The 20,847-nt window shown below is 73.6% G+C and carries 18 protein-coding genes; 8 read left to right on the plus strand and 10 right to left on the minus strand.

From position 1 onward, the window contains the following. Positions 1-175 precede the first annotated feature (175 nt). The 5 genes from D7294_RS09395 (at position 176) to D7294_RS09415 (ending at position 4,959) form a co-directional block, all read left to right on the plus strand. The gene (locus tag D7294_RS09395; RefSeq protein WP_120677538.1) at positions 176-994 is read left to right on the plus strand and encodes an SAM-dependent methyltransferase; all 819 of its coding nucleotides are present in this window, start codon (positions 176-178) and stop codon (positions 992-994) included. Between the two features lie 624 nt (positions 995-1,618). After that, positions 1,619-2,140, plus strand: coding sequence for a toxin-antitoxin system HicB family antitoxin (locus tag D7294_RS09400; protein ID WP_120677540.1), 522 nt, complete (start codon positions 1,619-1,621; stop codon positions 2,138-2,140). A 102-nt stretch (positions 2,141-2,242) separates the two neighbouring features. Beyond that, on the plus strand, positions 2,243-3,088 hold the full coding sequence (locus D7294_RS09405; protein WP_120677542.1) for a DUF4097 family beta strand repeat-containing protein: 846 nt from the start codon (positions 2,243-2,245) through the stop codon (positions 3,086-3,088). A gap of 87 nt (positions 3,089-3,175) precedes the next feature. Beyond that, a complete protein-coding gene (locus D7294_RS09410; protein ID WP_120677544.1) occupies positions 3,176-4,180 on the plus strand; it encodes an ATP-binding cassette domain-containing protein in 1,005 nt (334 codons plus the stop codon). After that, a complete protein-coding gene (locus tag D7294_RS09415) occupies positions 4,177-4,959 on the plus strand; it encodes an ABC transporter permease (protein WP_120677546.1) in 783 nt (260 codons plus the stop codon). The genes D7294_RS09410 and D7294_RS09415 overlap by 4 nt, the downstream gene beginning before the upstream one ends. 192 nt (positions 4,960-5,151) lie before the next feature. Here D7294_RS09415 and D7294_RS09420 read toward each other — a convergent pair whose 3' ends face one another. Then, positions 5,152-6,459, minus strand: a complete 1,308-nt coding sequence (locus D7294_RS09420; protein ID WP_422070674.1) for a serine hydrolase domain-containing protein — start codon at positions 6,457-6,459, stop codon at positions 5,152-5,154. A gap of 455 nt (positions 6,460-6,914) precedes the next feature. Here D7294_RS09420 and D7294_RS09425 point away from each other — a divergent pair, with 455 nt between their 5' ends. Continuing rightward, positions 6,915-7,796 carry a sigma-70 family RNA polymerase sigma factor gene (locus tag D7294_RS09425; protein ID WP_120677548.1) on the plus strand — a complete coding sequence of 294 codons (882 nt, stop codon included), beginning with the start codon at positions 6,915-6,917 and terminating at the stop codon, positions 7,794-7,796. A 148-nt stretch (positions 7,797-7,944) separates the two neighbouring features. Here the strand turns inward: D7294_RS09425 and D7294_RS09430 are convergent, their stop codons facing one another. After that, positions 7,945-8,301 carry an MmcQ/YjbR family DNA-binding protein gene (locus D7294_RS09430; RefSeq protein WP_120677550.1) on the minus strand — a complete coding sequence of 119 codons (357 nt, stop codon included), beginning with the start codon at positions 8,299-8,301 and terminating at the stop codon, positions 7,945-7,947. Positions 8,302-8,327: 26 nt separating this feature from the next. After that, positions 8,328-9,629 carry an alpha/beta hydrolase gene (locus D7294_RS09435; protein WP_241562223.1) on the minus strand — a complete coding sequence of 434 codons (1,302 nt, stop codon included), beginning with the start codon at positions 9,627-9,629 and terminating at the stop codon, positions 8,328-8,330. Between the two features lie 915 nt (positions 9,630-10,544). Here D7294_RS09435 and D7294_RS09440 point away from each other — a divergent pair. Further along, a complete protein-coding gene (locus D7294_RS09440) occupies positions 10,545-11,273 on the plus strand; it encodes a hypothetical protein (protein WP_147450798.1) in 729 nt (242 codons plus the stop codon). 76 nt (positions 11,274-11,349) lie between these two features. On the opposite strand, the gene D7294_RS09445 is transcribed toward D7294_RS09440, so the two are convergent. Together D7294_RS09445 and D7294_RS09450 are read right to left on the minus strand one after the other, a co-directional pair. Next, positions 11,350-11,976, minus strand: coding sequence for a response regulator transcription factor (locus D7294_RS09445; protein WP_120677556.1), 627 nt, complete (start codon positions 11,974-11,976; stop codon positions 11,350-11,352). Further along, on the minus strand, positions 11,936-13,186 hold the full coding sequence (locus D7294_RS09450; protein WP_120677558.1) for a sensor histidine kinase: 1,251 nt from the start codon (positions 13,184-13,186) through the stop codon (positions 11,936-11,938). Before D7294_RS09450 ends, D7294_RS09445 begins: the two co-directional genes overlap by 41 nt. A 430-nt stretch (positions 13,187-13,616) precedes the next feature. On the opposite strand from D7294_RS09450, the gene D7294_RS09455 reads away from it, so the two are divergent. Beyond that, positions 13,617-14,390, plus strand: a complete 774-nt coding sequence (locus tag D7294_RS09455) for an AfsR/SARP family transcriptional regulator (protein WP_120677560.1) — start codon at positions 13,617-13,619, stop codon at positions 14,388-14,390. Positions 14,391-14,526: 136 nt separating this feature from the next. Here D7294_RS09455 and D7294_RS09460 read toward each other — a convergent pair whose 3' ends face one another. The 5 genes from D7294_RS09460 to D7294_RS09480 all read right to left on the minus strand — a co-directional run bounded on the left by D7294_RS09460 (position 14,527) and on the right by D7294_RS09480 (position 20,386). Then, a complete protein-coding gene (locus tag D7294_RS09460; protein ID WP_120677562.1) occupies positions 14,527-15,873 on the minus strand; it encodes an NAD(P)/FAD-dependent oxidoreductase in 1,347 nt (448 codons plus the stop codon). Between the two features lie 101 nt (positions 15,874-15,974). Further along, complete coding sequence (locus D7294_RS09465; RefSeq protein ID WP_120677564.1) at positions 15,975-16,247, minus strand: acyl carrier protein; 273 nt, start codon at positions 16,245-16,247, stop codon at positions 15,975-15,977. Positions 16,248-16,710: 463 nt separating this feature from the next. Then, positions 16,711-16,899, minus strand: coding sequence for an acyl-CoA carboxylase epsilon subunit (locus D7294_RS31855; protein WP_158674592.1), 189 nt, complete (start codon positions 16,897-16,899; stop codon positions 16,711-16,713). A 101-nt stretch (positions 16,900-17,000) separates the two neighbouring features. Further along, positions 17,001-18,629: an acyl-CoA carboxylase subunit beta gene (locus D7294_RS09475; protein WP_120677568.1), complete on the minus strand. Its 1,629-nt coding sequence runs from the start codon at positions 18,627-18,629 to the stop codon at positions 17,001-17,003. Continuing rightward, on the minus strand, positions 18,626-20,386 hold the full coding sequence (locus tag D7294_RS09480) for a fatty acyl-AMP ligase (protein ID WP_241562224.1): 1,761 nt from the start codon (positions 20,384-20,386) through the stop codon (positions 18,626-18,628). The genes D7294_RS09475 and D7294_RS09480 overlap by 4 nt, the downstream gene beginning before the upstream one ends. Between the last annotated feature and the right edge of the window lie 461 nt (positions 20,387-20,847).

A 20,847-nucleotide genomic window follows, 5' to 3' on the forward strand; every position in this document is an offset into this window, starting at 1 on the left:
GGAGACCGGCACTCGCGGACGGCGCCCGCCCGCGTCCCGGCCGCCGCGACCAGCCAGGCGCGGCGGCCCCCCTCCGGGCCGCGGGCGGGCCCGTGCCCCCGGGCCCCGTCGTTGGTGTCGAACGGCCGGCCGGGTTAGGTTGTCCGGCGTCGCACACACCAACGGAGGCGAGTGCATGACCGACCAGGCGGCGGAGCCAGGACCCGCGGGGCTCTCGAAGATAGACATCACCCGGCCGCACTCGGCCCGGATCTGGAACTACCTCCTGGGCGGCAAGGACAACTACGAGGTCGACCGGGCGGCCGGCGACCGCATCGTCGCACTCGCCCCCGGCATGGTCGACATCACCCGCCACTCGCGTGCCTTCATCGGCCGCGTCGTGCGCCATCTCGCCGGTACGGCGGGAATCCGCCAGTTCCTCGACATCGGCACCGGGCTGCCCACCGTGGACAACACCCACGAGATCGCCCAGCGGGTGGCCCCCGACTGCCGGATCGTCTACGTCGACAACGACCCCCTCGTCCTCGTGCACGCGCGCGCCCTGCTCACCAGCACCCCCGAGGGCGCCTGCGACTACCTGGAGGCGGACGCCAGGGACCCGGAGAAGATCCTGCGCGCGGCCGCCGCCACCCTCGACTTCAGCCGGCCGGTCGGCCTGATGCTCATGGGCATCCTCGGCCTGGTCAGCGACTACGACGAGGCCCGCGGCATCGTCGACCACCTGCTCGCGGCGCTGCCCGCGGGCAGCTACCTCGCGCTGAACGACGGCACGGACACCGACCCCGCCTACGTCGAGGCCATCCGCCGCTACAACGCGGGAACCCGCGCCGTCCCCTACACCCCGCGCAGCCCCGAGCAGATCGAGGGCTACTTCCGCGGCCTGGACCTGCTCGAACCCGGCATCGTCTCCTGCTCCCAATGGCGCCTGGAAATCGCGCCCTTCGGCACCCCCCAGGAGGTCGCCTGCTACGGCGGAGTCGGCCGCAAACCGTGAACCTGCCCTGGCCTGGCCGACACCCCCGGTAGCCGCGCCGCCCCCCGGCGGTGCGCTCTGTGCGTGCCGGTGCGCTCTCTGCGTGGTGGCGCGCCCACTGTGTGGCGGGGCGCCCTTTGCGTGGTGGCGCCCCCTGCCGGGCGGCGGCATGGCATGGGGGTGGCATTGCCGCCGTCCGGCCGGTGACCCGGCCATGCCCCGGCGCGCGGTGTCCGCTCCTCGGCGGCCCCCGGGGCTGGGGACCCGGCGCCCGGTGCGCAAGGGGATCGCGCCCGGCGGAGGGGCTGGTGGCACCATGAGGTGCCATGAGGTGCCAAGGGGTGCCATGGGCGGGCATGGTGGTGCCATCGGTGTGCCGTCCGGCGCCATCCGGCGCGCCCGGGTGCCGTCGGGGGCGGGTCGAGCGCGGCTCGCCCTGGTCGGCCGCGCCCCCTTGGTCTCCGCGCGTTGGCGCTGCCGTGCTCCCGCTCCTGTCGTCGCCAGGGTGCGGGCCGGCGTGGTGCCATGGTGGCGCAGGGCGCGTTCTCGGCGTAGGTGCAGGTGGCCGGGCCGTGCGAGGGTGCTCCTCGGGCAAGGTGCCACGGGGGCTTGCGCATGGCGCCATGATGGTGCCATCATGGCGTCATGGACCTCACGCCGTATGTCGACACCCTCCGCCGCGAGCTCGCGGTGGCCGCCGAAGCCGGCGGGGAAGACGCCCGCGAGCTGGCCGAGCGGCTCACCGCTCCCCTGGAGTCGGCGACCCGCCTGACCCTGCTCAACGTGCTCTCCGCCGCGATGGACGAGATCACCCGCGAACTCGCCCCCGGCTCCGTCGACGTACGGCTGCGCGGCCTCGAACCCGACTTCGTGGTGACGCCGCCGCCCGCCGGCGGCGGCGCCCCGGCGGAGCCGCCCGCGCCCGTCGAGTCGGCCAGGGCCGCGGCGGCCCCGGCCGACGGCGACGAGAGCGGCACCGCGCGCGTCAACCTGCGCCTGCCCGCCCACCTCAAGGCGCGTGCCGAGGAGGCCGCGAGCCGCGAGGGCCTGTCGGTCAACGCCTGGCTGGTGCGGGCGGTTTCGGCCGCGGTCGAGGGCGGCCCCCGGCCGCGTGCCGCGGAGAAAACCCCGACCGTCGGGCAGAGCTTCACGGGCTGGGTGCGCTGAGCGCGCCCCGCCCCCACCACTTCCGCCGCCTCGCTCGGCGCTTCACCCACACCGCGTCCCACCAGCGGGGACGCTCTCACGACCCAGAAGGATGGGACCGCCATGCCTACTTTCGACACCCCGGAACCGATCTCGGTCACGGCGCACGTGGAGGCCGGCTCGCTCCGGCTGATCGCGGGCGACCGCCTCGACACCGTCGTCGAGGTGCGGCCTCGCGACCCCAAGCGGGACGTGGACGTCCGGGCGGCCGACCAGAGCGAGGTCACGTACGCGAACGGCACGCTGACGATCAGAACGGCCAAGCAGCGCCACCTTTTCGGCCGCACCGGCACCGTGGACGTGACGGTCGAACTGCCCACGGGCTCGCGCCTGGAGATGACCGGCGCCTGGGCCCAGGTGCTCGGCGAGGGACGGCTCGGCGAGGTCGGCGTGAAGACCTCCGCGGGTGACGTGCGGCTCGACACCACCGGCCCGCTGCGGCTGACCGCCTCCCACGGCTCGATCACCGTGGACCGGGTCGAGGGCCTGGCCGAGATCACCACCAGCTCCGGCAGCATGCGCGTCGGCCTCCTGGCCGGCCCCGCCGTCCTGAAGAACTCGCACGGCAGCACGATCGTCGGCGCCGCGACCGGCGACCTGCGGGTGAGCGGCGCCAACGGCGACATCGAGATCAGGCGCGCCGAATCCTCGGTCACCGCCACCACCGCCCACGGCACCCTGCGGGTGGGCGAGGTGGTCCGCGGCTCCGTCCAGCTGGAGACCTCCTACGGCGCCATCGAGGTGGGCGTCCGCGAGGGCACGGCCGCCTGGCTCGACGTCAGCTCGGGCGCCGGCCAGGTGCGCAACGCGCTCGCCGCCTCCCCGGCCCCGGACAAGGCCGAGGACACCGTCGAGGTGCGCGCCCGCACCCGGTTCGGCAACGTCGACATCCTCCGCGCCAGGGCCTGAGCGCCCGCGCGCCCTCCGGCGCCTCGACCCGGCCGCCGCCCCAGTCAATTCCCCCTTCGAACGGGAGGGCCCATGCCTTCTTCTGTCATGCCCACGTCCAGGCAGGGTGATCGCCCCGCGCCGACCGCCGTCTCCGCCGTCGGCCTGCGCAAGGCGTACGGCGACAAGACCGTCCTGAACGGCATCGATCTCCGCATCCCGGCCGGCACCGTCTTCGCCCTCCTCGGGCCGAACGGCGCCGGCAAGACCACCACCGTCAAGATCCTCAGCACGCTCATCCCCGCCGACGGCGGCCGGGCCCAGGTCGCGGGCCACGACCTGGCCACCTCCCCGGCCAGGGTGCGCGCCGCGATCGGCGTCACCGGGCAGTTCGCCGCCCTCGACGACCTGCTCACCGCCGAGGAAAACCTCCTCCTCATGGCCGACCTGCTGCGCCTCCCCGCGCGCGAGGGCCGCGCCCGGGCGAGGGAACTGCTGCAACGGTTCGCCCTCGCGGACCTCGCGCACAAGCGGGCCGCGACCTTCTCCGGCGGCATGCGGCGCCGGCTCGACCTCGCCATGACGCTGGTCGGCGACCCGCGGGTGATCTTCCTGGACGAGCCGACCACCGGACTCGACCCCCGCAGCCGCCGCACCGTGTGGGACATGGTGCGCTCGCTGGTCGCGGGCGGCACCACCGTCTTCCTCACCACCCAGTACCTGGAGGAGGCCGATCAACTGGCCGACCGGATCGCCGTCCTCGACGGCGGCCGGATCGTCGCCGAGGGCACCGCGGAGGAACTCAAGGCACGCATCCCCGGCAGCCACGTGCGGCTGGTGTTCCCCGACTCCGCCGAGTACGCCCGCGCGGCCGCCGCCTTCCCCGGCGCGGCCCGGGAGGAGGAGGAACTCGCCCTGCGCGTGGCCGGGGACGGCAGCCTCGACGCGCTGCGCGCCCTGCTCGACCGGCTGGACGCCGCCGGCGTCCGGGCCGCCGGCCTCTCCGTGCACACCCCCGACCTGGACGACGTGTTCCTCGCCCTGACCGGCGAGGGCACCGCCCTCGCCACCCCCACCGGCACCCCGCTTCCCGCCGAGGAGAACCTGCGTTGAGCACCCTCACCTACGCCGTGCACGACTCGATGACGATGCTGCGGCGCAACCTGAAGCACGCGATCCGCTATCCCGCCGTCGGATTCGGCAGCGCCATGATGCCGATCCTGATGCTGCTCCTCTTCGTCTACGCCTTCGGGGACTCGATCGGCGCCGGGATCGGCGGCGGCCGGGACGCGTACCTGGAGTATCTGACGCCCGGCGTCATCATCATGGGGGTCGCCTCCGGATCGATGTCCACCTCGGTCGCGATCTGCGCCGACATGACCGAGGGCGTCATCAACCGCTTCCGCACCATGGACATCACGCGCTCCTCGTTCATGACCGGCCACGTCCTCGGCAGCGTCCTCCAGACGATGGGCTGCATGGTCCTGGTCGTGGGGGTCGCACTCGGCGTCGGCTTCCGGCCGGCGGCGAGCCCCCTGGAGTGGCTGGCGGCGGCCGGACTCCTCGCGGCCATCGCCTTCGCGGTGACCTGGCTGTCGGTGGCGCTCGGCCTGATCTCCAAGACCGTCGAGTCCGCGAGCAACAAGCCGCTGCTGATCCAGTTCCTCCCCTTCCTCGGCTCGGCCTTCGTGCCGGCGGACTCGATGTCGCCCGGCCTGCGCTGGTTCGCCGAGCACCAGCCGTTCACGCCGATGACCGAGACCCTGCGTGGCCTGCTCTCCGGCTCGGAGATCGGCAACGACGGTTGGATCTCGCTCGCCTGGTGCGCCCTCATCGCCCTGGTCGGCTTCCTCTGGTCCCGTTCGGTCTTCCAGCGCACCACCGAGCGTTAGACCGTGTCGTTCGGATCTTCGTGGACCGGCCCCACGAAGATCCGAACGGCCTTCTCGTCGTGCGCGCGCGGCACCCGCACGACGGTGACGGGTGAGGCGCGCCGGTCACCATTCCGGAGCCTTTCCCGTCGGGGCCGAGGCGCCGCCGGGCGGGGAATGCCGTGGACCTCCCAGCGGTCCCGAAGCGCCGTCCTACGCCACGTCAGGGCGTGTCATCAGCGGTGACCGCACGTGCAGTTCCAGGCTCGGGCCGGTCAGGGGCAGGGTGCTCCAGGTCGCCGTCGCGGTTCCCGTGCCGGCGTCGACGGCCAGCCGAACGCGGTGCGGGGTGGTGATGACGAAGAGATCGGCGACGTAGGTACTGCCCTGCCAGGCGCCGGCCGCCGCGATCGGCCGGCCGAGCGGGGCGCTCTCCCGCCAGTCGCCGTGGCCGACCTCGACATCGAAAAGCGACTCGAAGCGCACGAGCCATCCGCCGTCGGTGGGGGCGACGGTGACGCGCGTTCCGTCGGGCAGGGCCGACCCCTCGGCCGAGGCGTCGAGTTTCGCGCTGACCGCGCGCCCCGGGGCGGCCGAACCCGGCACCGGCTGCAGCGACAGCCGCTGCAGCCGGTCGGCGAGGAGCGCGTCGTCCCGCGCGCCATCCGCGTGACCCACGCCGGGCAGCAGGCACTCCCACACCGCGTCGAACACGTCCTGGGCCTCTCCCTGGGCGGTCACGGCGACGACCAGATCGTGGGACGGGATCACCACGCACTGCTGCCCATAGGAGCCATGGCCGTGATAGCCGTGACGCGACATCCAGAACTGGTAGCCGTAACCGCAGGAGAAGTCCGCCTGATTCGACCCGTCCAGAAGCCACTCGCAGTCGATGTGCCGACGGGTCGCCAGCTCCACCCAATCGCGGGGAACGAGCTGCCGGCCGCCCCACCTGCCTCCGCGCCGCAGCAGTTCGCCGAAGGCAGCGATGGCCTCGGTCGTCAGGTGCAGCCCGTGGAACCCGAAGGCGGCGCCACTGGCCACCCGGTCCCACTCGGCGTGGTCGATGCCCATCGGCGTGAACAGGCGCGCGTCGAGGAACTCCGGAAGACCGCGGCCCGTGACCCGCTCCACCATCCGGGCCAGGATGTAGGTGGTCGAGTTGTCGTAGACGTGCCGCGTTCCCTCGGCCGTGGCGAACGGCAGGCTGAGGAAGCCCTTCACCAAATCGTCGGGTTCCCGCTCCCACGCCTCGGCGAGGCTGTCGGTGGCGTGCCCGGACGTCATGGAGAGCAGGTGATGCACGGTGATGCGGCGACCCTGCTCCGAGACGCCGGCCGGGACGCGGTCGGGCAGCACGTCCACCACGCGGTCGTCCAGCGAGAGCAGCCCGTCGCCGATCGCGAGCCCCACGGCGGTCGAGGTGAACGACTTGGTCAGCGAGTAGAGAAGGTGCGGCCGGTCGGCCGAGTACGGCGCCCACCAGCCTTCGGCCACGACGTGACCGGCGTGTACGACCATAAGGGAGTGGCTCTCCCCTGATCGCGCTTCGAGCCTGTCCAGCATTGCGGCGATCGAACGGGACGATATCCCCGAGGCGGCCGGCGCCGAACGGGGAAGCAGGGGGCGCTGAGACGGCATCCCGGCTTTCTAGCACATCCCTTTCGAACGCGCCGCCGACCGACCGCACATCTTCCCCGTGACACAACGGCTTCGCCGTCACGAAGCAGGAACACCGAGGGCCCTCACCGGCGTTCGGCAGCCCACCACGTCCTCGGGCGACCCCCCCGACGCACGCACGTGCCCGCCCTCCGGCGGCCACGCGCGCGGCCCGAACGAAGAGGCCGGGCGCGGAGCAACGGGGAGCGGCAGCGGGCCGACGACCACCGTGCACCGTGGGTCAGAGCGAGGACACCGGGGCCGTGTAGGTTGAGGCGGTGCGCCGCCGGGGCGCGCGGTGAGCGGAGACACGCACGATGGACGAAGGACGGCTGACCCCGGAGCGCTTCCAGGCGGAGCGCGGGCGCCTGCGGGCCGTGGCCTACCGGATGCTCGGCTCGCTGAGCGAGGCGGAGGACGCGGTCCAGGAGACCTGGCTGCGTGCCTCCCAGGCCGACCTCGGCCCGGTGGAGAACCTCACCGCCTGGCTGACGACGGTGACCGGCCGGGTCTGCCTCAACCTGCTGCGCTCGCGCCGCACCAGGCGTGAGGAGCCCCTCGACGAGCAGCCCGCCATCCCGGTCGACGGCTCCGGGCACGGCGCCGACCCCGAGCAGGAGGCGATGCTCGCCGACTCGGTCGGCATCGCCCTGCTGGTCGTCCTGGACGCGCTCTCGCCCACCGAACGCGTCGCCTTCGTGCTGCACGACCTGTTCCAGGTGCCCTTCGACGAGATCGCCCCACTGATCGAACGCACCCCCGCCGCCACGCGGCAACTGGCCAGCCGCGCCCGCCGCCGCGTCCGGGGCACCACGGCACCCGCCGGGGACCTGAGCCGCAGGCGGAAGATCGTCGAGGCCTTCCTCGCCGCCAGCCGGGCCGGGGACTTCCAGGCGCTGATCTCGCTCCTGCACCCCGACGCCGTCCTCACCGCGGACCGCTTCGTCGTCCCCACCCCCGAGCCGATCGTGCTCCAGGGCGCCCACCAGGTCGCCGAGAGCGCGACGGCCGCGGCCGGTCGCGCCCGCCTCGCCGGGCCCGCGCTGCTGGACGGGGAGGTCGGCCTCGCGATGGTCTGGCACGGCCGCCTCGGCCTGGTCCTCACCTTCGACTTCTCCGAGGAGGGAATCAGCCGGATCGACGTGATCGCGGACCGGGAACGGCTGGCGCGGATCGACCTCGCCGTCCTGCCCGGCTGAGGCCGCCCCCGCACCCACCGCGGGCCCCACCGCCCCGGCCGCCGCACGCCACCCCGCCGCACGGGCTCGGCGAGGAGGCCGGTGTGCGGGCTGGGGTGCGGGCTGAGGTGCGCGGCCGGCCGGGTGCGCGCACCGGCGGGGGAGGGGCTCAGCGCCCCGCGTCGTAGGCGGCGACGACGCGCTTGGGCGCCTTGTGCCGCCAGGCGCGCACGACCAGTTCACGCAGCCGGTCGCCGGAGACCGCGGCCAGCTCCACGCGGAGCCCGACGAAGATCCGGCCGTGGGGGCCGCCCGGCCGCCACACCTCCGCGTAGTGCTCCGGGTCCTCGGCCACCGCCCGCGCCGCCTCCTCCTGGGCGACCGCCGCCACCGCGGTGGTACCGTCGCGCTCGATCCCCGCGAAGGGCCTGCCCTTCACCTTGAAGCTCGGCTGCCCGAAGTGGGTGGCCTCCTCGACCTCCGGCAGCCCGTTCACCCACTCCCGCAGGTCCTCCACTCCCCACATGACGGCGGCTCCCCTCCGCTCTCGGCTCAGCTCACGAAACGTATCTCGGGAAAGAGCGGGGAGGGCCCCTCCCACAGCGATTCGTCGCCCCTGCCGAGCAGCCGGGAGGCGAAGAAGCCCGCCACATAGGCGCGCTGGGCGGCCACCGCCCGCCCGGCGGGGATGGTCCCGATCGTCTCGGCGACCGCCTCGGCCGGCAGGCCCAGGCGGGGGGCCAGGGACGGGAGCATCCAGGCGGCGTCGGTGAACGTGGCATGGCGCGAGCCGCTCAGCGTCAGGTCGGCCCGTGGGCCCGTGCTGTGCTCCCACAGCGCCCCCCAGGAGGGCACGCTGTGGTGGTCGTGTCCCTCCATGCCCATCAGCAGCACGGGCCCTTCGAGCCCGTCCACGGCGACCGGGGAGAGACCGCCGGGCTCGGTGTCCTCCTGCACGTAGGCCAGGACGCCGTCCAGGTCGGCCGCGGCCGTCAGGCGCGGGTCGTCGTGCATGGCCTGCAGGGCCGTGAAGCCGCCGGCCGACTGGCCGAACATGCCGATCGCCCCGGTGTCCACCGCGTGGCGAAAGCGCCAGGGAAGCTGACCGCCGCCCGCGGGCAGCGCGGTCAGCTGATCGAGCACGAAGCGGGTGTCGGCGACCCGGACCGCGGCCGTCTTCCGCAGCAGCTCCGTGAGCGTCCCGGCCTCCGCGGCCGCCTCGGCCTCCGCGGGCAGCACGCTGGTGAGCACCCGCCCGCCGGGGAACTCGACCGCGGAGACCTCGTAGGTGTGGTCGACGGTCACCACCACGTGGCCGCGCGAGGCCAACTCGTCGGTGAGGGTGGTGCCGAAGGAACGCGGGTCGAGGACTCCCGGCGAGTACAGCACGACGGGGCGCGGGCCGTGACGCCGGTCGAGCGGGGCGTCCTCGTACGCGAAGGTCCTGGTGCCCGCCCAGTCGACCGCCCCGGCGGGCAGCAGGCCGGCGAAATTGTTCAGCTGGTCGAAGGCCGCGGCCTCGCCCGCCGTCAGCTGCGGGGCGCGACGCAGCCCCGCGACCTCGCGCGCCGGGTACCGGAGGCTCACCATCAGCTCGCGGTAGGGCACCTCGGGCACCCACGGGTCCGGACGGCTCCGGTCGACGAGCCGGACCGAGACCGTGCCCACCGGGAACGGCCCGCTCGGTCTCGGCAGCGTGGCCCGCGCAAGACCCCCGGCTGCGGCCCGCTCCCCGCCGCGCCCCCGCCTGCCGGCGGCCCGGGCCACCGCCGGCGCCAGCCAGGCCGCCGCCGCCAGCGCCCCGGCCCCCGCCAGCACCCCGCGGCGCCCCGGCCGCCTCCCTGCATTCCTCACACCACTTTCCCGCATGCCTCCACCCTGCATCCCAGGAGCCCCTCCGCACACTGATGCCAGCCCCCGTCTTTCTCTGAAGAAAACCCCAGGCCCGCGCCTCATCCCGGCCCGCCGGCCTCACCGGCCGGAACCAGGACACGTGTCTCCGGGCCGGGACGGCGCCCGATCGGTCGAGACCAGGACGAGAGCGGGGCGAGGCCAAGACGAGAGCGGAGCGAGAACCGGAGGAGAACCGAGGAGAACCGAGGAGAACGAAGGAGAACGGAGGGGAACGCAGGAGAACGCAGGAGAACGGCGAGAACGGCGAGAACGGGACGGTAACGGCGAGAGCGTGGGGCGAGAGAGAAGAGGCCGAGGCACTCCGGGAACACCGGGAAGCATCCCGGATCATTGCGGAACGCGCCGCGCGATCGTCCCGGGAACAACCGTGGATCAGGCCCGAAGCAGTGACGGTTCAGCGGAAGATCGGCGGGGGAGTCAGGCGAGATCGGCCGGGATCAGGCGGAAACCGGCGGCATCAGCCGGGAACAGCCAGGAACGGCCGCGAACAGCCGGGAACGGTCCCGATCGGCGGGGAACAGGCGGGGAAGCGTCCGGATCGTCATGGGACGCCCGGGACGGGCCCACGCCGCTCCGGGAGGCGGCGCCCGGCAGGCCCGGCGGGTGCCGCGGAGGGCCGGGAAGGGCCGGGAAGGGCCGGGAAGGGCGCCGGTCAGGGCCGGTGGCGGTGCGGGCCCGGCTCGGGTGGCGCATTTCGCGGGGCGGGCCTGGAGGGTTTTTCCACCGAACTTCTAGGCCGGGCAAGAGGCTTACGCGGGGGAGGCGATCATATACACTCCTGAGTTGACGACGTGTGGCCGGGTGAGAATGTGAGTGATCCCAAGCGCACTTACCGTTCCGTTTGAAGGAAAACGCATGAATAAGAACGGGCGTGACCTCGGCGGGCCCATAGCCATTGTCAATCGTTTCGCGGTGCGGGGCGATGCCCGCCGTTTCGAGGAGGAATTGCTGCGGCACGCCCGGCTGGTCGGCGACCAGGAGGACGTCGACTCCGTGCTGACCCTGCGGCTGGTGCGGCGTCCCGGGGCCTATGTGCACGTGACCTTCTGGCGCACGCTCGGCGGGTTCATCGAGGCCGTGCACCGCCGCTCCTACCTCCGCCGGGCCAGGCGCCTGGGCGGCCTGGTGGAGACGGCAGCCGACCAGGCGGTCAGCGTCCGCAGCGCCAGGGGGGAGCGAGCCGGGGAGATCGCCGCCGCGGCGCGGGTGCGGGTGACGCGCTACCGGGTGGCGGGCAACGGCCGCGCCTTCGAACGGAATCTGTGGGACCGCGGCGACCTGCTCGCGCGCCAGGGGGCAGGCTGCGGCAGCCAGGTGCTGCGCTCCGCCCTGTGCCCGCAGTGCTACGTGGGCCTCGAATGGTCCCAGCACCGCGAGGAGTTCGAGGGCGTACTGCGCAACGAGCACTACCGCAGGCTGAGTTCGCTCATCGCCGAGGCGGCGGAGGCGGAGGTCGAGGACTCCCTCCACCTCGCCGGCCGGCCCGGCGCCCCGGTGCCGGCCGACGCGTCCCCTGCCCTTCGGGGGACGGGGCCCCGGCGCCCGGAGGGGGCCGGGGGAGCGCCGGGGCCCGGCGGCGGGTGAACGCCGGGGGCCGCGGCGGCGCGCGGTCCCGTGGCCTGCCGCGGGGCCCGGCGCGGAGCCGGCAGGCCGCGGCGCCTCACGGTATCCAGCCCGCCTCCGTGGCTATGCGCACGGCGTCCACCCGGTTCCTGGCGTTGAGCTTGGTGACGATGGTCGTCAGGTAGTTGCGCACCGTTCCCTTCGACAGGTAGAGGCAGCCCGCTATCTCCGCGGCATCCGCGCCCTGGGCGGCGAACCTGAGCACTTCGAGCTCCCTGGGGGACAGCGGATTCTCCTCGGAGTCCCAGGCGGCGAGCACCAGTTGGGGGTCGATGTAGCGGCGGCCCGCGGCCACCGCGCGTACCGCCTTGCTCAGCTGCTCCGCGGGGGCGTCCTTGAACAGCAGGCCACCGACGCGGGCGCGCAGCGCCCTTCTGAGCGTCCCCGGCTGGCCCATGGCGGTCAGGATGAGTGTCTTGCACCCCGGGAGCCGCTCGTGCAGGGCGACGGCGGCGGCCAGCCCGTCGCCGCCCGGCATGACGATGTCGAGCACCGCCACGTCGGGCTGGGAGCGGAGGGCGGCCGGCAGGACGGCGTCGGCCCGGCTGACCGAGGAGACCACGCGCAGGTCCGGCTCAAGTTCGAGGAGCGCCACGAGGGCGCCCCTGATCATGTCGAAATCTTCAGCCAGCAGTACTTTTACTAATCGCACCAGTTCCCCCATTGAGCTCTTCCACCGTGGGCGCCGCGCATGCCGGGATTCCGCCTTCGACGGGGATCTCGGCCACGAGCCGGAAGCAGTCGCCGCTCACCCGTGCGTGGAGGCGTCCCCCCACTGCGGCAAGGCGTTCGGTGAGGTTCTCGATGCCGGCCCCGGCGTGCGGGGTGGGCGCGCCTTCTCTCGCACGGACACCATCGTTGACCAGCATAAGGTGAATGCCGTCCGCCCGGCAGTACGCCCTGAGGACGCACTTCTGGGCATTGCTGTGGCGGATGATGTTCGTCACTCCCTCCCGCAGGACGGTGGCGAGCAGCGCGTCGGTGGCGGGGGGCAGCGACTCGCACTCCTTGACGTCAACCTCCGTGGCGATATTGGCCGCTTCGAGTACTTGCGCCGCCGCTCGCGCCTCATTGGCGAGCGACAACTTCCGATATCGGCTGGAGAGGGTGCGGATGTCGGCGAGCGCCTGGCGGGAAATCCGGAGCATGGAGGCGAGTTCGGCGCGCGCCAGTTCCGGGTCGACGGGAATCAGCCGATGGCTGAGTTCACCCTTGAGAGTGATGGCGGAGACGCTGTAACCCAGCAGATCGTGCAAGTCCCTGGCCAGCCGGAGGCGTTCCGCGGCGACGGCGCGGTCGGCCAGGGCGGCCCGGCTCTCGTGGGCCTGCGCGGTGAGGGCGGCCAGGCGGCCGACGCCGTGCAGCACGAGCGCCACGACGGCGGCGGCGCAGCAGGTGCGCGCGAGGGGGAGCAGGTCACCGCCGAAGAGCAGGAGCGGGACCGCGATCAGCCCGCACAGCGGCCCGGCGGCCCCGGGGGGCAGTGCCAGCAGCGCGGCGCCCGCGGCCGGGCCGCACATCAGCGCCCAGTCGAGGCCGAGCCAGGGCAGGGGCAGGCAGGTGAGGAGAAGCTGGGCGGCGAGCGCGAGGGGGTGCGCGGCATTTCCCGTGCGCCTACCCGAGGCGCCAAATTCGTACTGGATGAAGATAATAAGAAATGCCAGAGCGGCGCAGGAGGAGACCCGAAGGGAACTGGCGTCCGGCCGGGCCGTGTGGAGGGCGGCCAGCGCCCCGCAGCACCCCGTGACCGCGGCGGCCAGGCGGCGGGCCAGCCGCCGGGCGGAAGCGGCGGGGCCTTCCTCCGCGCCGGTGGCCCGGGATTCGGGCGGTGCGGCGGGATCGCCGGGAAACGGGTTCGGATGACGCTGGTTCATGCTGCCGCCGAGGGGGAGTCCGTCCGGTATGCGGGGAACAGCCTGCCATGAGAATCTCCTGGCCGGAGTGCGATATTCCGATCGAGCGATGACGTCCTTGCGGAAAGTGTGGTTTTCGTGCGCGAAAGGCGCGGGTGCGCGTCGCGGAGGAACGCGTGCGCGCCGGATCGCACGCCGGTGCGAGCAAGGATCGAGGGGGGCGCGAGCGAGGCTCAAGGAGGCATTGGCGACTGCCGGGTTCGTGGGCTGGAAAGACTTCTCTGCAGATCTGTAGAACGTATATGCCCACATGAGATTTTCATGGCGGTGCTCATGACTCACGCACTGGGGACCGGAAGCCGCATCTGTGAGGCTCGGTGAACGTGAGGTTTTCAGTGCCGAACGCTTCGGGGGCGCTGCACAGTGAGGGACAGTGAGGGAAAGGCACCCGATGGAGATCAACGTACTGGGGCCCTTGGCGGCCCACGACCGCGGCGTGTCGATCGTGCCGAGCGCGGCGAAGCCGCGGCAGCTGCTCGCGCTGCTGGCGCTGCACGCGGACCGCGTGGTGACCGTGCCGACGCTCATGGAGGAGATCTGGGGGGAGTCGATCCCGCGCAGCGCGGCGACGACGCTGCAGACCTACATCCTCCAGCTGCGCCGCAAGATCGCCGCGTCGCTCGGCGGTGATCCGGGACGCCACGCCAAGGACGTCCTGGTCACCAGGCACGGCGGATACGTGCTCCGGGTGCGGCCTGGGCACCTGGACTACGAGGAGTTCGACCAGCTCGTCGGGGCGGGACGGCGCGCGCTCGAGGCAGGCGACGACCGGGCCGCCTCCGAACAGCTCGGCAGGGCGCTCGCCCTGTGGCGCGGGCCCGCGCTGGTGGACGTCAGGGTGGGCAGCGTGCTCGAACTCGAGGTGCTGCGCATGGAGGAGAGCCGGATGGCCGCCCTGGAGCGCAGGATCGAGGCGGACCTGCGCCTCGGCCGGCACGGGGAGCTCATCCCGGAGCTCCAGGTCCTCGCCGCCAGGCACCCGCTGCACGAGAACTTCTGCGGGCAGCTCATGGTGGCCCTGCACCGGGCGGGCAGCTCGTGGCGCGCGCTGGAGGCGTACCAGCGGCTGCGCGGCACCCTCGTCTCAGAGCTCGGCCTCGAACCCTCCCAGCGCCTGCAGCGCATCCAGCAGGCGGTGCTTTCCGGCAAGATGGTCGCCCCCTGAGCCTGCCGGGAGGGCGGTGGACGCCGGGCCGCGGGGGAGCGGCGCCCACCACGGCCGACGCACGACCGGGCCCCGGCGCTCTCGGCGCCGGGGCCCTCGTCGGTGCGGCGGGGCCGGCCCAGCCCCGCCGCGGCCCTCAGAAACGGGGGGCGGCCGAGGGCGCCCGCAGGTCCCCGAGGTAGGGGTGCCACAGGTGGGTGGGGTCGTTCTCCACCGCCTCCACGATCTCCCGCATCGCGGTCAGCGCCTTCGGCTCCTGCTCCTCGTCGTAGACGTCGCCCTGGAGCATCTTCAGCACGTCCAGGCGGTACCTGTCGTCCTGCACGAAGGCCGTGAACAGGATGTTCAGCCGGTAGTAGATGGTGATGAACTCGTACCAGTTCCGCACGCCGCGGCGCAGCTTCGTCTCGTAGGCCGTGAAACGCCCCTTGGTGAAGTCGCCCGCCTCGGCCGCCGCGATGATGTCGTAGGAGGCGAGCCTGGCGCTGTTGAGCGCCACGCTCACCCCGCTGGAGAAGATGGGGTCGACGAACCGCGCCGCGTCGCCGATCAGCACGAAGTTGTCGCCCGTGATCTGCTTCATGGCGTAGCTGTAGTCGCCCTCCGTCTTCAGCGGCCGCACCTGCTCGCAGTTCTTCAGGACGTCCAGCAGCTCCGGGCGGCTCGCCACGGTCTCCCAGAAGAACTTCTCCCGGTCCCCGCCGTACTCCTTGAAGCGCTTCTTCTGGCTCACCACCCCGATGGACGTCACCGTGTCCGTGATCGGGATCTGCCACACCCAGGTGTCGCTGACCGGCAGGAAGTGGATGAAGATGTAGTCGGCCTGGGCCTTGTCGACGGCCAGCGCCTTGCGGTCGAGCCCGTCGAACCAGGCGTGCACCGCGTACTGGTTGAAGATCGGGTCGGGGACCTTGAACTTCTCCTGGGTGCCCAGGTGCGTGCGCCGGCCGCTGGCGTCCACGACCATCCGCACCGGAACGGGCGTGTTCCGGCGGCCCACCTGCAGGTTGAGCACCGGCAACGGGCCCGAGAAGTCCACCTTGCCGACCCGGACGCCCTGGTGGACCTGGGCGCCCAGGCTCTCGGCGTGCTTCAGCAGGATGTGGTCGAACTTCCCCCGGTCCACGTGGAAGGTGTAGTCCCGGTCGACGCCCGGCTGATCGCGCTCGTTGAAGAGGATCTCGGCGGCGCGGAAGTCGTGGTCGAGGCCCCGGAATCCCAGGTGGTCGATGGGGCGCCGCTCGGCGGAGGTCCACGCCGCCCCGTACTTCTTCGGGAAGTTCGCCTCCTCGACCTTGGGCATCACCCCGGTCTCCAGAAGAACCGGGGTCGTGGCCGGCACCAGCGACTCCCCGACATGCTCCCTGGGGAAGTTCTCGCTCTCGAAGACGGCCACGGACAGCCCCGCCTTGGCCAGATATGAGGCGGCCGTCGAACCGGCGGGGCCGCCGCCGATGATGCCGATGTCGAACTCTGCGTCCACGACGCTCTCCTTCTGGTCGGACCTGCTGGTTTCTGACCCGGTGATCGAAAATGCGGCCGGATGACGGCCGGCCGCGGCCCGGGCCGCGGCGGAACGGCGGCTCAGGCCGGCTGCAGCGCCAGCTTGTGGACCGTGTCGGTCATGGCGCGCAGACTCGCGAAGTGGCGGCCGGTCAGATACGTCGGCGGAATCGTCACTTTCAGCTCGTTCCTGATGAACGCGAGCAGCAGCGAGGTGTTCATCGAGGTGAGCACCCCCCATTCCAGAAGGGGCGAGTCAGGCGTGAGTTCGGTGGCCGCGGCGTCTTCCAGGAAGTTTTCCTGGATGTACTGGCTGAGCGCCTGGTAGATGGTCTCTCGGTCGGGTGCCGTCACGGATTTCTCCCGGGATTCGCGGGCTGGCAGCCGGTGGTGAACTCGGCCATCCGAGAGTGCTTCAGGGCGGTGGAGGACGGCTTGGCTCGCGCTCAGGAAACGCACCCGGCACGCGCGGGCGCGCGCATCCGCGAAACGGGTCCGCACACGCTCGCGCACCCGGCGGCGGCCCCGGCGCCTGGCGGGCGTGTGCGGAGGCGGCGACGGGGGCGACGGGGGCGACGGGGAAGGGTGCCGCGGGGCTGCGTGAGGGGCGTGCTCGCGGGGGCGTGCGCGCAGGGGTGAGCCGAGGGGGGAGCGGCCCGTGGCCGGCGGCGAGGCGGGCGCGGCCGGCGCGTGGGCCCGTGCGCGGGCACGGCGCCGAGGCGCGGCAGGACGCGTCAGGGGCGCGCAAAGGGCCCGGCGCGCCGGGGCGTGGGTGGCCCGGCGCGCCGGAAGAGGCATCGCGATCGGCGCGTTCGGCTCAGGACCAGGCGCCGGCCCGCCAGGCGCCGACGGCGCGAGAGCCGGGCGCGCGCGTCATCCGGTACGCCGGCGAGGACCAGCGGGCGCCCGGCTCCGGCGCGGGCCGCTCGCCCGCCGCGGCCAGGGCGGCGAGCAGCGCGGTGACCGCGGCGGCGAGCTCCTCCTCGCCCGGATTCCCCCGCAGCACCCGGATGACCCCGCCCGGCCGCGTGCCGCCCCCGGAAACCCCCGCAGTCCCGCAGACCCCGTGGATCCCGGAACCCCCGGAGCCGCCGGGGCCCTCGCCGCTCACAGCGGGATGTTCCCGTGCTTGCGGGGCAGCCGCTCCCCGCGCTTGTCCCGCAGCGCGCGCAGCGCGGACGCCACCTGCTGCCTGGTCTCGTGCGGCATGATCACCGCGTCCACGTAGCCGCGCTCCGCCGCCAGGTACGGCGTGCACAGCGTCTCCTCGTACTCCGCGAGCAGCCGTTCCCGCTCCGCCGCCGGGTCCTTTGCCGCCGCCAGGGCCCGCCGGTGCAGCACGTTCACCGCGCCCTCGCCGCCCATCACCGCGATCTCCGCCGTCGGCCAGGCCAGGTTGAGGTCCACGCCCAGATGCTTGGACCCCATCACCCCGTAGCCGCCGCCGAACGCCTTGCGGGTGATGACCGTGACCATTGGCACCGTCGCCTCGCAGTAGGCGTAGATCATCTTCGCGCCGCGCCTGATGATGCCGAGCCGCTCCTGCTCCACCGCGGGAAGGAAGCCCGGCACGTCGACGAAGGTGAGGATCGGCACGTGGAACGCGTCGCACAGCCGGATGAACCGGGCCGCCTTCTCGCTCGCGTCGATGTCGATCGCGCCCGCCGCGCGCATCGGCTGGTTGGCGACCACGCCCACGGAATGGCCCTCGACGCGGCCGAAGCCGCAGATCATGTGTGGGGCGAACAGCGGGTGCACCTCGACGAGTTCCCCCTCGTCCAGCACCGTGTGCAGCACCCGCATCATGTCGTAGGGCCGGTTGCGCTGGTCCGGGATCAGGCTGTCGAGGGCGAGGTCCGCCTCGGTCGGCCCGGCCACCGGGGCCGCCGGATAGACCGGCGGCTCCGCCATGTTGTTGGACGGCAGGTGCCCGAGCACCAGGCGCACGTAGTCGAAGGCGTCCTTCTCGTCCTGCGCCAGGTAGTGCGCCGCGCCGCTGGCCGCGTTGTGCCCCAGCGCGCCGCCCAGCTCCTCCCGGCTCACCGAGTGGCCCGTCACCGCCCGCAGCACCTCGGGCCCCGTGACGAACATGTGCGAGACCCCGTCCACCATCACCACCAGGTCGGTGATCGCCGGGGCGTACACCGCCCCGCCCGCGCAGGGGCCGATGATCAGCGAGATCTGCGGGATCACGCCCGAGGCGTCGACGTGCCGCCGGATCAGCTCGCCGTAGTAGGCCAGCGAGACCACGCCCTCCTGGATGCGGGCGCCGCCCGAGTCGTTGATGCCGATGATCGGGCAGCCGGTGCGCAGCGCCAGGTCCATCACCTTGACGACCTTCTCGCCGAAGACCTCGCCGAGGCTGCCGCCGAGCACGGTGAAGTCCTGCGCGAACACGCACACCCGGCGCCCGTCCACCGTCCCGTAGCCGGTGACCACCCCGTCGCCGAAGGGCCGGTTGCGATCCAGCCCGAAGTGCCGGGCGCGGTGCCTGGCCAGCGCGTCGAGCTCCACGAAGGAACCCGGGTCGAGCAGCGCGTCGATGCGCTCGCGCGCCGTCAGCTTGCCCTTCTCGTGCTGCCGCCGCGCCGGCTCCCCCTCCGACTGCGCCGCCAACGCGGCCCGGCGCCTGGCGAGTTCGGCGAGCTGCCGGGCCGTGCGCCCGGCCTCCCGGCCGGCCCCGGCGCCGCCGCCCGCCCCCGCCGCCCCGGCCCCGGGGGCCGTGGGGGCGGTCACGGCCGCTCCCCGCCGGGCGCCGCGGGCGCCAGCTCACCGGCGAGATAGCGCTCCCGGCAGGCCCGCCGCTGCACCTTCCCGCTCGACGTCTTGGGCACCGAGCCGCGCCGCACCACCACCACGTCCTCCACGTCGAGCCGCTGCCCCTCGAACACGGCCTCCCTGATCCGCTCGCACAGCGCCGCCACGCCCGTCTCCCGCACCACCCGGCCGTCCGCCTCCACGACCACCACCAGCCGCTCGAAGGTGCCGTCGTCCACCGAGAACGCCGCCGCGCAGTTGGGCCGGAGGCCCGGGTCGGCGCGTTCCGCCGAGAGCTCGATGTCCTGCGGGTAGAAGTTGCGGCCCTTGCGGACGATGACGTCCTTCAGGCGCCCGGTGACGAACAGTTCGCCCTCGTGCAGGAAGCCCAGGTCGCCGGTGCGCAGGAAGGTGCGCGGCGCGGCGTCCCCGGCCGCCCCGGCCGCCGGGTCGGCGAGGGTGGCCCGGAAGGTCTCCTCCGTCTCGCGCTCCTTGCCCCAGTAACCCGCCGCCACGCACGGGCCGGCGACCCAGATCTCGCCCACGCGGCCGGGCGGGCAGGGCTCGCGGGTGAGCGGATCGACGATCCGCAGCGTGGTCTCCCCGACGGCGACGCCGTTGCCCACCAGCTCCACCTGCCGCGTCCCCGGCCCGGTGGCCGGCTCGACCCGGTCCTCGTTCAGCGCCTCCACCGCGAGGCGCAGCACCACCGGCCGCCGGTCGCCCGGACTCCCCGTCGCCTTCAGGGTGTTCTCGGCCAGGCCGTAGCCGGGGCACATCGCCTCGGGCCGGAAACCGGCCGGCGCGAAGACCCGGGAGAAGTCCTCGATCACCGGCCACCTGACCGGCTCCGCGCCGTTGGCCGCCACCCGCCAGGAGGACAGGTCGAGCCCGGGCGGGAGGCCGAGCCGCCGCGCCTCGCGCACGCACAGCTCGTAGGCGAAGCTCGGCGCGGCGGCGTGCGTGCCCCGGAAGCGCGACATCGCCTCCAGCCACCGCCCGGGCCGCCGGATGAACGCGTCGGGCGCCATCAGGTAGGCCGGAGCCCCGGCCCACAGCGGGAGCACGATGCCGAACAGCATGCCCATGTCGTGGAAGTGCGGCAGCCAGGAGACGAACGTGCCGGCGGGGGCGCAGGGCCACAGCAGGTCCGTCTCCCTGACGTTGCTCAGGAAGTTGGCGTGGGTCACCATCACGCCCTTCGGGTGGCCGGTGGAACCCGAGGTGTACTGGAGCAGCGCCACGTCGCGGGGCGCGGGCAGCGGCTCGCGCCAGTCCCCCGGCGCGAGGTGTGCAAGCTCGTCCCCGGCCAGCAGCGTCAGGCCCTCAAGGAGGGGCGAGTCGCCGAACCTGGCGAGCAGTTCGGCGCGCGCCGCGGCCGTCGTCAGCACCACCCGCGCCCCCGCGTCCTCGGCGGTCCTGCGCAGCCGCTCGATGCCGAGCAGCCGCCGCGGCACCGGGACGGGCGCGGCGGGCACCCCGGCGTACATGCTGCCGAGCAGGCCGCGTACGAAGTCGAGGCCCGGCGGATACATCAGCACGACGGCCGACGCACCCCGGCCGGGGCCGGGCACGCCCGCGGCGCGCAGCGCGGCCGCCACCCGGCCCGCGTCCTCGTCGAGCTGCCGGTAGGTCAGGGCCCCGGCGGGCTCCTCGCCCTCGGCGAGAAAGGTGTAGGCGATGGTGTCCGGATGGCGCGCGCTGCGCAGCCGCAGGGCTTCCGGGAGGGTCTGCACCTCCGCGGGCCGTGGCGGGCGTGCCGCAACGCGCGTCGCCGTCCCTGTGCCGGCCCAACTTGCGTCCATTCTCATACCCCCTCGTGGAGGATTCGGTCGGTGGCCCCGGGTACTGCTGCCGGCGCGTGCGGCGGCCGGGGCCCGGTGGGCCCGCCGCCCCCCGCCGGGGCCGCCCGGTTTCGGGCGGCGGGCCCCGGCGCCGGGTTCGGCCCGGTCCCGGCGGGGTTGCGCGCGCGGTGCGGCGCGCGTGTGCCCCGCGCCGCCGCGCGCCCTCGCGCCCCGCGCCGCCCGGGGCGTGGCGGCCGGGCGGGCCCGGGGGCCGTGGCCGGCGGCGTCGTCCCGCACGCTATGCGCGGGCCGTCCAGAGGGGCTTGCGGCCCGGTCGGGCGGCGGTCGACCGGCACCGCGGCCGCCCGTGCCCCGGAGGCGGCCCCGGGCGGAACGGCCCGGGGAACGGCGGT

Source organism: Streptomyces hoynatensis (genome assembly GCF_003626535.1).
GTDB lineage: Bacteria > Actinomycetota > Actinomycetes > Streptomycetales > Streptomycetaceae > Streptomyces > Streptomyces hoynatensis.